Annotated in this window: 7 protein-coding genes; all 7 read left to right on the top strand. The window is 53.4% G+C overall.

What is annotated here, in order from left to right:
• Window positions 1–80: 80 nt before the first annotated feature.
• The 7 genes from NSU18_RS09545 (at window position 81) to NSU18_RS09515 (ending at window position 15,005) form a co-directional block, all read left to right on the top strand.
• Window positions 81–1,784 (top strand): fumarate hydratase, encoded by a 1,704-nt coding sequence (locus NSU18_RS09545; protein ID WP_341151013.1) that lies wholly within the window; start codon window positions 81–83, stop codon window positions 1,782–1,784.
• A 459-nt stretch (window positions 1,785–2,243) separates the two neighbouring features.
• Window positions 2,244–2,540 (top strand): transposase, encoded by a 297-nt coding sequence (locus NSU18_RS09540; RefSeq protein WP_341016938.1) that lies wholly within the window; start codon window positions 2,244–2,246, stop codon window positions 2,538–2,540.
• The gene (locus tag NSU18_RS09535) at window positions 2,426–3,409 is read left to right on the top strand and encodes an IS3 family transposase (RefSeq protein WP_341018601.1); all 984 of its coding nucleotides are present in this window, start codon (window positions 2,426–2,428) and stop codon (window positions 3,407–3,409) included. Before NSU18_RS09540 ends, NSU18_RS09535 begins: the two co-directional genes overlap by 115 nt.
• Window positions 3,410–4,444: 1,035 nt before the next feature.
• On the top strand, window positions 4,445–7,456 hold the full coding sequence (locus NSU18_RS09530) for a carbohydrate binding domain-containing protein (RefSeq protein ID WP_341148866.1): 3,012 nt from the start codon (window positions 4,445–4,447) through the stop codon (window positions 7,454–7,456).
• Window positions 7,457–7,539: 83 nt separating this feature from the next.
• Window positions 7,540–11,481, top strand: coding sequence for a carbohydrate binding domain-containing protein (locus tag NSU18_RS09525; protein ID WP_341148865.1), 3,942 nt, complete (start codon window positions 7,540–7,542; stop codon window positions 11,479–11,481).
• An 882-nt stretch (window positions 11,482–12,363) separates the two neighbouring features.
• Entirely contained in the window at window positions 12,364–14,157 is a 1,794-nt protein-coding gene (pnpS, locus tag NSU18_RS09520) for a two-component system histidine kinase PnpS (protein WP_341148864.1), read from the top strand.
• Window positions 14,158–14,276: 119 nt separating this feature from the next.
• Window positions 14,277–15,005 carry a response regulator transcription factor gene (locus NSU18_RS09515; RefSeq protein WP_341020192.1) on the top strand — a complete coding sequence of 243 codons (729 nt, stop codon included), beginning with the start codon at window positions 14,277–14,279 and terminating at the stop codon, window positions 15,003–15,005.
• The last annotated feature ends 17 nt before the right edge of the window (window positions 15,006–15,022 follow it).

Here is a 15,022-nt window from a genome sequence, read left to right as displayed (position 1 = left end):
CAGCTTAATGTGCTATTATAGTAACTAATTGTACCAGAGTTAGGGCCGCTTGAACCAGATGGAGAGGAGACTGAATGAAGATGCAGCATTTTGAAGAGAGCATTTATAATTTGATTGTAGAGACCTCCACGAACCTGCCAGGTGATGTGCGCCGGGCGGTGGCCAGAGGGCGCGCACTGGAAGACCGGGCAACACGCTCCGGACTGGCACTGACCACGATAGCGCAGAATATCGGAATGGCGGAGCAGCAAATATCGCCGATCTGCCAGGATACGGGGATGCCGACTTTTATAATCCATACGCCTGTGGGCGTGAATCAGATAGAGATGAAGAAGGATATTCACAGCGCGATTATACGCGCTACGAAGAACGGCAAGCTGCGGCCCAATTCCGTGGATTCGCTAACCGGCGAGAACAGCGGGGATAATCTGGGGGCAGGGACTCCGGTGATTCACTTCGAGCAGTGGGAGGAAGAGAGCATTGATGTCCGGCTGATTCTGAAGGGCGGCGGCTGCGAGAATAAGAACATCCAGTACAGCCTTCCGGCAGAGCTGGAGGGACTCGGCAAAGCCGGACGCGACCTTGACGGTATCCGCAAGTGCATCCTGCATTCCGTGTACCAGGCGCAGGGTCAGGGCTGTAGTGCAGGGTTCATTGGCGTAGGCATCGGCGGCGACCGTACCACGGGCTATGAGCTGGCAAAGAAGCAACTGTTCCGCAAGGTCGAGGATGTGAATCCTACCCCAGATTTGGGCAAGCTGGAGGATTACATTATGGAGAATGCCAACAAGCTCGGAATCGGCACGATGGGCTTCGGCGGTGAAGTGACGTTATTGGGCTGCAAAATCGGAGTGATGAACCGGCTGCCAGCCAGCTTTTTCGTCTCTGTGGCCTATAACTGCTGGGCCTTCCGCCGTCAAGGCATTCTGGTCCATCCGGCTACCGGTGACATTCAGGAATGGCTGTATGAGAGCGGCACCGGGATATCCGTTGAGGGGGAAGCTGCACCGCAGCCTGTTGCTGAAGCTGTGGGTGTAGCAGCGGCAGAAGGGACAGCTTCCGGCGTGGTGCCAGAGGATGCTACGATTCCTGCGGCACCGGCTATTGTATCCGGTACGGGTGAAGCAGTATCGGGTGCTGCTGTCTCGGGGAACGGGCCAGCCTCTGAACCAGCTGCGGCAGCCTCCGCTGGCTCAGGCGGCTCGCGTGAGATTCGCCTGAGCACACCGATCAGCGAGGAGGATATTCGAAGTCTGCGTGTCGGCGATGTGGTTATTCTCTCCGGTGAAATGCATACCGGCCGCGACGCCCTGCACAAATACCTGATGGATCACGACACCCCTGTCGATCTGAACGGTGCTGTCATCTACCATTGTGGACCGGTCATGCTGAAGGATGATGAGGGATGGCATGTGAAGGCCGCTGGCCCGACGACCAGTATCCGCGAGGAGCCGTATCAAGGCGATATTATCAAAAAATTCGGTATCCGCGCCGTAATCGGCAAAGGCGGTATGGGACCCAAGACCCTCCAAGCCTTAGGTGAGCACGGCGCAGTCTACCTCAATGCAATCGGCGGTGCAGCACAGTATTACGCAGAATGTATCAAGAAGGTCAACGCGGTAGACTTCATGGAATTCGGTATTCCTGAAGCCATGTGGCATCTGCAGGTGGACGGCTTCGCAGCGATCGTGACCATGGATGCGCACGGCAACAGCCTGCATGCTGATGTCGAAAAGGATTCCGCCGCCAAGCTGGCCCAATTCCGCGAGCCGGTGTTTAAGTAAGCGAGCAGATTGTTCCTGCTTCAGAATAGTATCTAACAAACTGCTACGTATGCTGACTAGATATACTGTTAGACTAGAACCTCCTTCATTCCGGTGAAGGAGGTTTTTGGCGATTGCAGCAATTGTGCAGGACAACCTCCTATTGCGGATGAGGGGGCGAAATAGCAGGAACACTGCTGCGTAACGGGAAGTCGGCTGTGTGGGGAGGGTAATGAGAGGACACATGAGAGGCATAAATCCCTCTGCTGGTGCTGAAAGTGGGCTGGATGCGGAAATGAGAGGGATAAATCCCTCTGATAGCGCTGAAAGTGGGCTGGATACGGAAATGAGAGGGATAAATCCCTCTGCTGGTGCTGAAAGTGGGCTGGATGCGGAAATGAGAGGGATAATGCTGTTAGTGTTAACCGTGGACACCCGTTAAGAGAATAGAGATAATGAGTTTAACGAGGAGGTGTCCGCATGAGTGGAACACGGAGAAGCTACAATGAAGAATACAAAAGACAGGCCGTAAAGTACATCCAGGAGCAGACGAAAACGGTGGCGGAATTGGCCCTGGAGCTGGATGTCCCCGCCAAAACGTTGCATAAATGGCTAGGTCAGTACCGGCAGTTTGAGAATGAGCCCATCATTACTCCAGACAAATACAGAGAGCTGGAACGTCAACTGAAGGAGCGGGAGCAAGAACTCGCAGACCTGACAGAGGAGATGGCCATCCTAAAAAAAGCCGTGCACATCTTCAGCAATCCAAAGAACTGAGATTTCGGTTTATTGAAGATCATCGCTCCGAGTTCCGCGTGGAGAAGATGTGCAGTGTCTTTCAGGTGTCCCGGAGCGGGTATTACAAATGGAGAACAGCGAAGCCCAGCCCTCAAGCCACTCGTAAAGCCTTGTTGCTAAAGCGGATTGCCTATCATTTTCACGACTCTAAGGGTCGCTATGGCAGCCCCAAAATCAAGGTTCTCCTAGTGCGTGAAGGGCACCAGGTCAGTGAACGCACGGTAGGCAAGTACATGAAAGAACTGGGGCTGCGCTCTTGTGTCGCAAAGAGATTTCGCGTATGCACCACCGACTCCAACCATCCGCTACCCATTGCCCCCAACTTGTTAAACCAGCAATTTCACACGGAAAAGCCGAACCAGACGTGGGTAGCGGATATCACCTACATTCCCTGCCGGGAAGGACGAATGTACTTGGCGAGCGTGCTGGACCTGTGTACCCGGGAGATTGTCGGCTGGCGGCTTAGCGACCGGATGACCACTGACCTCGTACAGGGCGCTCTGGACGCTGCCTACCAGGCCAAACGCCCCGGAAAGGGCTTGATTCACCATTCGGATCGAGGCTCCCAGTACGCCTCTGCAGACTACCGGGAACGCCTAAAGACGTACCAGATGACCGCAAGCATGAGCCGCAAAGGAAACTGTTATGATAACGCCTGTATCGAATCTTTTCACAGCCTCTTAAAAAAAGAGTTGGTGTACTGGAATCGATTTAAAACGAAGCAACAGGCGTATGATGCCATTTTCCAGTACATTGAATTTTTCTACAACCGTAAACGAATCCATGGGGCACTGGGGTACGTTTCTCCGGTTCAGTTTGCAGCCACATTTAAGCGAAAAACGTTGTAGGTTTTGTCTACTTTCTTGACAGGAGTCCATAAATCCCTCTGCTGGTGCTGAAAGTGGGCTGGATGCGGAAATGAGAGGGATAAATCCCTCTGATAGCGCTGAAAGTGAGCTGGATAGGGAAATGAGAGGGATAAATCCCTCTGATGGTGCTGAAAGTTGTCGGAGAGTGGAAAGGAATGGGGATGGTGCTGAAAGTTAGCTGGGTGCAAAGAGTAGCCGGGGAAAAGAGTAGCTGAGGAGCAAAGTGCACCTGAATTCCAGAAAAGTTGGCTAAACGAGCAAGTGAGGAGCACAAGTGCACCTGAATTCCAGAAAAGTTGGCTAAACGGGCAAATGAGGAGCACAAGTGCACCTGAATTCCAGAAAAGTTGGCTAAACGGGCAAATGAGGAGCACAAGTGCACCTGAATCCGCTAACCGCCATGAATGGATCTTGCCAGCAAAAAAAGGGGAGTATGAGACCAATACAGTCTTCCTGAGGGTGCCTTCCAGGTATGAGCTTATGCTGAATACTGCTTTTTGTGTTTTTTGCAGAGCGGCTATCCTATATGGGATAAGGGTTGGCGGCAGGTTTGATTTATATGTCTTGACAGCGCATACAGGGACATGTTAATTTTTAGTGGGGAAACCGGTTTCCCCACTGCTGCGCTGATGCTGTGAAAGTAAGCTCTAGCGAACCTATCTAGCTAAGCATGAGCACTCTAGCTAAGCTCTAGACAAACTGCCTAGCTAAGCATGAGCACACTCTAGCTGAGCTCTAGCCAAACTGCCTAGCTAAGCATATGTAAGCTCTGGCTAAATTGTCTAGCCAAGCATTAGCAAGCTGTAGCTAAGCATCCGTGAGCCCTTACTAAGCTCTTACTAAGCTCTTACTAAGCTCTTACTAAGCTCTTACTAAGCTCTAGCTAAGCTCCTGCTAAGCAGTCAGCATCAGCCTATGCACTATCAAGCTGAAGCAAAGCTCAAGTTGTTGATGGCAGAGTATCCGCTGGCCCCAATGTGTTGCATTCGGTTTTACATGAGAGGGAGATGAGGAATGAAAAGAAAACGTAACCGCCTGCTTGTTCCCGTTCTAATCACATCCATTGTATTGTCGATCATGATGAATTTGTTTGTCCTGCCGCAAGCTAAAGTGGAGGCAGCCAGCATTGGAACTGTAACCGAGAATGACACGATTTATCAGATTATGGTGGACCGCTTCAATGACGGGGATTCTTCCAATAATGCAACAGGCGCGGCTATCCGCTACGGGGAGAACTCCGAGGAGGATTTCCGTTACATGAAGGGCGGCGACTGGCAGGGGGTCATTGACAAGCTCCCGTATATTCACAATATGGGCTATACCGCGATCTGGATCTCACCGGTAGCTGAGCCGCAGATGACTAACCGTGATAACAACGGTACAGGCAAGAACACAGCCTACCACGGCTACAATGTCAAAGATCCGAACAAGGCCAACCCTTACTTCGGCACCAAAGAAAAGCTGAAAGAGCTTGTAGACTCCGCGCATGCGCTAGGAATTAAGGTCATCATTGATGTCGTTCCCAACCACATCGGCGATTATATGCTGGGCACACAGGCGTATTATGATATCCCGTCATTGCAGCCTGCCGCTCCATTCAATAATCCGGCCTGGTATCACCATAATGGTGACATTAACTGGTCTCTTGCCGATGGACGGTACGATCAGTGGGCCCAGGATTATCTGGAGAATCATGATTTGGGCGGTCTGGATGATATCGACTTCGATGTTCCTGCCGCCAAGCAGGCTATCTTCAGCTCGATTAAGGGCTGGTTTGACTATACGGGGGCCGATGGCGCCCGGGTGGATGCAGCCAAGCTGATGAAGCCGACCGATATCGGCGAGCTGCAGAATTTGCTGGGCGTGAATACTTTTGGGGAGAATTTTGACGGCAATGCCGAATTCGTTTCCCGCTGGGTCGGTACCAACAAGGAGTGGGGGATGCTCGACTTCCCGTTATTCTTCTCCGTGCTGAACAGCTTCGCGTACGGCCAGTCTTTTGACGCGAATATTAAAGGCACCCTGGCTCAAGACTCCTACTACGGCGGCAACGCCAACCATATGGTTACCTTCATCGACAATCATGACCGCAACCGCTTCTTGACCGAGGCCGGGGGCAGTGTTGAGAAGCTGCAGAATGCTTTGTCCTTTATTTTTACTGTGCGCGGAACGCCTGTGGTCTTCCAGGGAACCGAGCAGAACAAGGGCAACGGCAACGGGCAGATCATGACGGGCGGAATCGCGGATACGTGGAACCGCTGGTCGATGGTGAAGCGGGATGCAAACGGCAATGTGCTGGAGAATTATTTCAATGAGAATGCCAGTACCTTCAAGCATGTAGCCAAGCTGAACGAGATCCGCAAAAACAACCCGGCCCTGCGCACCGGCACCCAGCGCGAAATGTGGTCCGCACAGAATCTGTACGCCTTCTCCCGGCGGATCGATACAGGCACGAATGTCGGCCAGGAGGTCATCTCCGCATTCAGTAATGCCTCCAGCGGATCACAGACTGTCACGCTGCCGCTGCGCGCCGAAAGCACGCTTACCGCAGGTACGGTTCTGGTGAACCAACTGAACCCTTCCGATACTGTGACCGTGCAGGCGGGCGGTGTTACCGGTAAGCAAATTACAGTTACCCTGAGCGCCAATTCAGCCAAAATCTACTCCAAAACTCAGCCGGTAACCGATACGCAAGCACCAAGTGTTCCGGGAAATGTAACAGCAACGGTACAGAATGCCTCCAGCGCGATGGTATCCTGGTCAGCCTCCACCGATAATGTCGGGGTCACAGGGTATGAAATCTACCGCAATGGAGTGAAGATCGGGACTTCCGCTACGACCTCTTTTACAGATAACGGACTTGTGGGCAGCACTAATTATTCCTATACGGTAAAAGCGTATGACGCCGCCATGAATCTGTCGGCCTTCAGCGCAGCCGCTCTGATCGTTACTCCTGCCGGTAACAGTGTGACTATCTACTACAAGCAGGGTTACACCAATCCGTACATTCATTACCGCCCGGTAGGCGGGACTTGGACGACATCTCCAGGTGTGGCTATTCCAGCCGCCGAGGTAGCTGGCTATAACAAAATCACCATAAACATCGGCGCAGCCACTCAGCTCGAAGCCTGCTTCAATAACGGCAGCGGCACCTGGGACAGCAATGGGGGCAGCAATTATCTGTTCAGCACCGGCACCTGGACCTATTCGCCTACAGGCAATATCCAGGCAGGCGGTCCGGTAACGCCAACGGCATCGCCGACTGCTACACCGACTGTATCGCCAACAACGACACCGACCGTGGCGCCAACGGTGGCACCAACCGTAGCTCCAACAGCTACACCGACTGTAGCACCGACCGCAACACCAACGGCAACACCAACCGTAGCGCCAACGGCAACACCTGTGCCAACCGCCACACCAGCGGGCAACACCGCGACGATCTATTACAAGAATACGGCCTTCAGTAACTCCTATATCCATTATAAGCTGGATGGGGCATCCACCTGGACGACTTCACCGGGTGTGCAGATGCAGGCCTCTACTTTCAGCGGCTACAAAGCTATTACCATTCCGCTCGGCACCGCCACCGGCCTGACCGCAGCGTTCAATAACGGCAGCGGCACTTGGGATAACAATGGCGGGAATAACTATCATTTTGGCACCGGCAGCTCCAGTCTGGTTGGGGGAAGCTTGACCTCCGGGGAACCGCAGGCGGATAGCGTAACCTTCAGGGTTAGCGTTCCGGGATCGACTCCGGCGAATGCCCAGGTCTATCTGACGGGTTCGTTCAACAGCTGGAATGCGGCAGATGCGGCCTATCTGCTGACACGCGGGAGTGATGGGATATATTCCATCACCTTGAACCTTCCGGCAGGCAGCGCCGTGACGTATAAGCTGACGCGCGGAAGCTGGGGCACGGTAGAGACCGCGTCCAACGGTGCGGACATTGCGAACCGGACGCTTACACCGGCAGGCGGAGCACAGACAGTGACGCTAAGTGTGCAGCGCTGGAAGGATCAGTAAGCAGCTTGAGAGGGCGAGGGATGGAAGTCCCTCGCCCCCGTTTTTTTCACGAAGAATAATCCCAAGTAAGAAGGAGTTGAACCATGACCAAGACAACCAGGTCCCTTCGCAAAATTACAGCCCTGCTTCTGGGCGCGCTTCTGACCGTTCCGGCACTAGTGTCTCCTGTCTCGGCAGATATTGCCGCTACGCATGTCTATCATAATCATATGCCGAACTTCTGGGCTTACTATGATCTGAACACTTACAATTCCACCCCTGTAGGCAGTCCGATCCGCTATACCTATGACGGTGAAGTCATCCAGCTGAAGCAGAATCCGCCCGCGGGATATCCCTATTATCTGCCGAATGGCTCTCCCATGCCCCACGATGATCTGGTCTCTTATTATTCCCATCACGCCAAGACTGGCGCGTATTTAACCTGGCCCTGGAGTGTGGCGAACACGCTGCACAGCACTCATCCCCAGGCGCAGATGCATGTTACCATGTCGGGGTCTGTGGTGAACAATGTGAACAGTATTATTCAGCAAGACAATGTAAGCGGATACAATAATCCGGCCTGGGGAACCCCTTGGAAGAATGCCGTGAATCAGCTCCGGACCACTGGCGGCGACAACATGCTCGACCTGATTCATTTTTCCGGACACCATTCGATGGGCCCGCTGGTCGGCAACGATTATTTACTCAAGGATATGATCTATCATGGAGCAACGATGGCTCAGCCTTATTTCCTGGGCAGCAGCTATAAGTCATCGAAGGGTTTTTTTCCGACAGAGCTGGGGTTCTCAGAGCGGATTATTCCTGTGCTGAACAAGCTCGGCATCCAGTGGTCCGTGATCGGCAACAACCACTTCTCCCGCACACTTAAGGATTATCCGCTGCTGGACAGTCCGGGCAAGGACACGATGATCTCGCCGCCTAACCGCAGTGATCTGCAGAATGTCAGCACGGCGGGGGCCTGGGTGAGTGAACCGATGTTCAATGAGCAGCAGGTGGTCTATAATAAATATCCGTTTGCCTCAACGGCCCATTGGGTCCGTTATGTGGACCCGGCAACCGGGGCGGAATCGAGAGTGGTTGGCGTGCCTGTCGCGCAGGCGCAGTCCTGGGAAGAAGGGTATCTGGGCCAGGTAAAAGCAGATGCGCTTAAGCCGTATGAGAATCTGGCTCTGCAGAAGCAGATTTTTGTCGTGGCCCATGACGGGGATAATTCTTCGGGCCGGGCCGGCTCCGAGGAGACCTGGCGCAATGCCGGGAATGTCACCTATGCCGGCAGCGGTGTGACCGGAATGGGGATCGATGAGTATCTGCGCAGCAATACACCGGCCGCTTCCGATGTGGTCCATGTGCAGGACGGCTCCTGGATCGATACCCGGGATTCATCCTCTGATCCGACCTGGTACCATTGGCATCTGCCGTTTGGGATCTGGAAAGGCCAGTTCGCGGCCTTCAATCAGGTGAACGGGACTGCTTACGCCCCGAAGAAGAATCTGGCGGGCGCTGAGGAAGGCATGACGGTATCCTTCGAGAAGGGCTATCATTATCTGGAGCGTAACTTCGCGTTGCTACAAGCTTCCCTGAACTATGCCAAGACCGCCGAACAGATCTGGCTGGAGGAGCATCCGAATTACTGGAAGCCGGCGAACCCGCTGGACCGTGAGGTGACCTACGAAGGCAATCAATTGAATCCGTGGATGCTCTCTTATCCTGTGAAGGGGAATGCTGCGAGTGATTACGCAGGAGGTGCCAATCCCGCTGAGCTGGCCTGGTATTTCCTCCTGCCTGCCATGGATTCGGGGTTCGGTTATTACGATGAGAATGTGGATGACAGCGTGAAGCCGGCGTTGTCCTTCAATCAGTCACTGTATTTCTCCAAGCCCTATGTGTCGCAAAAGCTGGCCAAAGACAAAACCGGCCCCTCCGTCTGGTGGCCTCAGCGTTACCCGTACAATCCGGGCAGCGCCAATGTCAGTAAGGCAGAGGGCTGGACCCTGCAGCATTACAATAATGCTTTTGCCATCTATACGTATGCGTTCGACACCAGCGGAATCAGCGACATCAAGGTGAAAATCCGGGCACATCGTGATAAGACGGCAGACGCAGCGGATAATACCTTCAAAGTATATGATCCCGCAGGTCTGGCCGCATCCGGGGTGCCTGGTATTGATCCTGCCAAGGTAGGTGCGTGGACGGAATATCCGATGAATGTCCGTGACCTGAGCGCCGATATTAACGGTGTCGACTGGCAGCCAAGCAGTAAGACGATTATGCAGAAGGTTCCGGCCACGGATATCGGGAACCTGTATTTCTCCTATATCTCCGATTACCGCGATCAGCTATTGGACTACTATATTGAAGCCAAGGATGCCAAAGGCAATGTGACCAAAAGTGATATCCAGCAGGTCTATGTCGGTGCCGGCAAATATACTCTGGCGAACGGTAAATATACGGAGAGCATGCAAGGAACGATTGAAGGAACACATCCGTTCATCACCGATGTGCCTGCTGTCCCGGATACAGAGGCTCCGGCTGTGCCGGCCAACCTTCAGGCCACAGTGGTAAATGCTTCTTCTATCGGGTTGACCTGGAATGCCGCTACAGATAATATCCGTGTTACCGGCTATGAGATCTACCGTAATGGCGTTAGAATCGGAACAACTACTTCCACCGCATATACAGACAACGGCTTGTCAGCCAGTACAGCCTATGAATACAGAGTTAAAGCTTACGATGCCTCCGGCAATCTCTCCGGCTTCAGTGCGGCAGCAACTGCCACCACACCAGCGGGCAATAATGTAACGATCTATTATAAGCAGGGGTATTCCGCTCCTTACATCCATTACCGCCCGGCTGGGGGGACCTGGACGACAGCCCCCGGCGTAGCGATTCCGGCCGCCGAGCTAGCAGGCTATAACAAAATCACCATTAATATCGGTAATATCGGTGCAGCCACCCAGCTCGAAGCCTGCTTCAACAACGGCAGCGGCACCTGGGACAGCAACGGCGGCAGCAATTATCTGTTCGGCACCGGGACTTGGACGTATACGTCGACTGGAAATATTCAGTCGGGTGGTCCGGTGACGCCAACGGCTACGCCGACCGCGACACCAACCGTAGTACCAACAGCGACAGTTAAGCCAAGTGCAACACCTGTTGTAACGCCAACCGCAACACCGACCGTGACGCCTACTCCAACACCCACTGCAACGCCAACGGTGGCCCCGACAGTTAAACCAAGTACAACGCCTAATGCAACGCCAACAGTAACTCCAACGTTAGCGCCTACTACAACACCAACTACAACACCAACTACAACACCAACTACAACACCAACTACAACACCAACTACAACACCAACTACATCACCAACGGCGACACCAACTACATCACCATCGGCGACACCAGTGCCAACCGCCACACCGGCGGGTAACACCGCAACGATCTATTACAAGAATACAGCCTTCAGTAACGCCTATATCCATTATAAGCTGGATGGGGCAACCACCTGGACGACTTCACCGGGTGTGCAGATGCAGGCCTCTACTTTCAGCGGCTACAAAGCCATTACCATTCCGCTCGGCAGCACCACAGGCCTGACCGCAGCCTTTAATAACGGCAGCGGCACTTGGGATAACAATGGCGGGAATAACTATCATTTTGGCACCGGCAACTCCAGTCTGACGGGAGGCAATCTGATTACCGGCGAACCACAGGCTGATAGCGTAACCTTCCGGGTCAGCGTTCCGGGCTCGACTCCAGCGAATGCTCAGGTCTATCTGACGGGTTCGTTCAACAGCTGGAATGCGGCAGATTCAGCCCACCTGCTGACTCGCGGCAGTGACGGCGTCTATTCCGTCAACGTAAACCTTCCGGCAGGCAGTCCCGTGACGTTTAAGCTGACACGCGGAAGCTGGGCCACGGTAGAGATCACCTCCGGCGGAGCGGATATTGCGAACCGTACGCTTACACCGGCAGGCGGTGCACAGACGGTGACACTGACCGTGCAGCGCTGGAAGGATCAGTAACAGGTTATTGGTCAATTTATTATCCCGGAGTGTCTGATCCACGAATCGCCCCTTTTTGGATGGTGTAATACAGCCCTCTGAGAATGGGCGATTTCTTTTGACTTAAGATGCAGAAATAGATGGATTTTCTCCACCTGCTGCTTACAAAATTTGCGCCGAAGAAACAATAGTTGGACAACCAACACTTAATCATTCAGATTTACGAGAAATAGCAGAAACAAACATAATTAGTTGTCATTTATCCACTTGCTTCCGATAATTTGGCAGAAAAGGGCGAATTAAGCTGCGTTTTTCCAATTGTTTGCCGTGAACCGGTCACTTCTGAAGAGCAGGGCTGAAACTATTTGGATTGGAGGAGTTGAGGATTGGAGAAATGAGGAGTTGAGGAATTAAAGTTTGCAGAATCGGATAGTTGCGGGTTGAGGTGTCAGGGTGTTGAGGTGTTGATTATTTAAGGAGATTTAGGGTTGTGTAACTCCACCACTTAAACAGCGCAGCGGGCGGACTGATTGTGGAGAAGCGATAGCGTTCGCCTTTGTGTCCGGATTTTCACCGATCAGGTAAAATAATAAGAATCTGGACACAACAGCGATCGGAACAACGGTCCGTATGCGGAGCGTCCACTAGAGCTCCCATATCGCTCCTCCCACGCCCCAAGCTCTTAGATCTCAGACATCGCCCCAGCCTCGCCCATGTTACTCAATCGCTCCTCTCTCGCCCCAAGCTACCTCCAAGTCCTCCCTGGCACTCCCTCCCAGCGCACATCCCGCTCCCCGCACATTTTACACCCCGTTGATAATCGCCGCCAGAACTGGTATTTTGCCGAAAATGCAGGTAGAGTGTTCTCAAGGACATTTACACGAGGGAAGAGGACCGCCGCAGATGAAACCATTCCGCATTCGACTTACCATCATACTTATGGCACTGATAGGCATATCAATGACCGGGGCCGGGATCACTATGGCTCAGCTGTTTAAGGATTCGCATATTTCCGTGCTTGAAGAGAACATGTCCCGGGAAATAAAGCTGCTCTCCGGCACCTTCTCATTCATGGATACCGGCAGTCCCGATGCTCTCAACTACTATACAGAACAGGCAGAGAAGATCTCCAACTTGACCGGATCGCGCGTCACCTTCATTACGAAGCAAGGCCAGGTCATCGGCGACTCGGAGAAGAATCCGCGCGAGATGGACAATCACTCAACCCGCGAGGAGGAGCTGCTGGCCGCGAAGGAAGGGATTGGCCGGGCGATCCGTTACAGCGATACGTTAGACCGTGAAATGATGTATGTGGCGGGCTCCGTGTCCTCAGACCAAGGCTTTGACGGGTATATCCGGCTGTCGATGGGGCTGGATACCGTATCCGAAGGACTGAACCGGGCGTGGATGATCATGGCAGGAGGACTGGTGCTGCTGTTCATTGCCGCGACCTTGGTGAGCTACAAGGTAGCTTCCAGTATGACCTCTCCGCTGGAGCAGATCACCAGAGTGGCGCGGCGGATTACCGATCTGGATTATGATGCCCGGGTACCGATGAAGCGCAAGGATGAGATCGGCCAGCTGGCTACAGCCATCAACGCGATGGCCGACAGTCTCCAGGCCCAGCTGAAGACCATACGCGACAACGAGGACCTGCTGCAGAGTGTACTCGACAATATGACCGGCGGCATCGTGATGATTAACGCTGAAGGGGAGATTGCCCTGCTCAACCGGGCCGCTGAACGACTGCTCGATGTGAAGCACAGCGAGATGACCGGACATTCTTACAAGGAGATTAAGCATCATTATGAGCTTACCCGGCTGATTGATGATGGAGTGTCCGCAGGTGAACCTATCCACGAGGAGCGCAGCATCTATAATCCGGTGGAGCGGATTGTGCGTCTGGACGGGGTGCCGATGATTCAGGACGGCTGCTCCCGGGGCATGCTTTTCCTGCTACAGGAGGTTACAGAGATCCGCAGGCTTGAGAAAATGCGCAGCGAATTCGTCGCCAATGTCTCCCATGAGCTGAAGACCCCTGTTGCTGCGGTAAAAGGCTTCGCCGAGACCCTCCTCGGCGGGGGCGTTACGGATGAGAAGACGGCGCGTTCGTTCCTGCAGATCATTTACGATGAGAATGAACGGCTGAACCGCCTGATCGGCGACATCCTGGAGCTGTCCAAAATCGAATCCAAACGCGTTCAGCTGGAATGCTCCCCGGTTCATCTGATCGAGTTCTTCGATTCCGTCCTGGAGACGCTTAGCAAGGTAGCGGAGAAAAAGAAGATTACGCTCAGCTCGGATGTGCCTGCGGAGCTATTCATTGAAGGCGATGAAGACAAGCTGCGCCAGATCTTCATGAATCTGCTTTCCAATGCGATCAACTATACCCAGGACGGGGGCAATGTCAGAGTGACCGCAGTGAGCATCCAGAAGAAGGATGGCACTGAGAGCGTACGTTTTACAGTCAGTGATACGGGGATGGGGATTCCGCGCAAGGATCTGCCCCGGATCTTTGAACGCTTTTACCGGGTGGACAAAGCCCGCTCCAGAAGCTCCGGCGGAACCGGCCTTGGTCTATCTATCGTGAAGCATCTGGTTGAGCTGCATCGCGGATCTATTAATGTAGAGAGCGATCTGGGCATCGGCAGCTCATTTATCCTGGAATTGCCGCTGCTGCAGGAAGAGAATCAATAACCCTGCGGAGTTTAATAGAGAATAAATTTATAATTTTACACTAAGTTAACATTGTGGTGCTATGATGTGCATGTGTGCAGTTTTGTAAATTAATAACCTATGAAAAGACGGGGGAACCTATGGCACAACGATTGCTTGTCATTGAAGACGAACCGACACTGGCCCGGCTGCTGTCTTATAACCTGACACAGGAAGGCTACGAGGTGACGGTGGAGGATCATGGAACGGCAGGATATGACCGTGCGACTAGAGAACCTTTTGAATTGATCGTACTGGATCTGATGCTGCCCGGCATGAACGGCATTGACATTCTGGATAAATTGCGTGGACAAGGCATACGTACACCGGTGATCGTGCTGACGGCCAAGAATGCGGAAGAGGATGTCGTCCGCGGGCTGAAGTCCGGGGCGGATGACTATATTACGAAGCCCTTCGGCGTATCTGAGCTGCTGGCCCGGGTCAGTGCAGTGCTGCGGCGGATCTCCGGCATTGCCGAAGAAGCTCCGCCCGAGGCAGCGGTATCTGCATCGACGATTATTCTCGGACAGCTGGAGATCTACCCCGAGCGTTATGAAGTCTCCCTGGGCGGACAGAGCATCAATCTGCGGCCGAAGGAATTTGAAGTGCTGCTGTATCTGGCCCGTAAGCCGGGCGTCGTTCTGACGCGGGATGATCTGATGAATGCGGTCTGGGGCTTCGACTATATCGGAGGCCAGCGTACCGTTGATGTGCATGTCAGTTCCTTGCGCAAGAAGCTGGAGCTTGACCCTGAATCCGTGCATATCGATTCCATCCGCGGGGTGGGCTACAAACTGGTCGTCAACAAGAAGAGAACACCTGTCATCTAACATGGCGGTGTTCTTTT

It is taken from the genome of Paenibacillus sp. FSL H8-0048, assembly GCF_038002825.1.
GTDB lineage: Bacteria > Bacillota > Bacilli > Paenibacillales > Paenibacillaceae > Paenibacillus_AQ.
This window is presented reverse-complemented; position numbering and strand designations above follow the sequence as displayed.

Coding starts and splice junctions, on each gene's coding strand:
- NSU18_RS09545 (WP_341151013.1), top strand. CDS start 81: ATGCAGCATTTTGAAGAGAGCATTTATAATTTGATTGTAGAGACCTCC.
- NSU18_RS09540 (WP_341016938.1), top strand. CDS start 2,244: ATGAGTGGAACACGGAGAAGCTACAATGAAGAATACAAAAGACAGGCC.
- NSU18_RS09530 (WP_341148866.1), top strand. CDS start 4,445: ATGAAAAGAAAACGTAACCGCCTGCTTGTTCCCGTTCTAATCACATCC.
- NSU18_RS09525 (WP_341148865.1), top strand. CDS start 7,540: ATGACCAAGACAACCAGGTCCCTTCGCAAAATTACAGCCCTGCTTCTG.
- pnpS (WP_341148864.1), top strand. CDS start 12,364: ATGAAACCATTCCGCATTCGACTTACCATCATACTTATGGCACTGATA.
- NSU18_RS09515 (WP_341020192.1), top strand. CDS start 14,277: ATGGCACAACGATTGCTTGTCATTGAAGACGAACCGACACTGGCCCGG.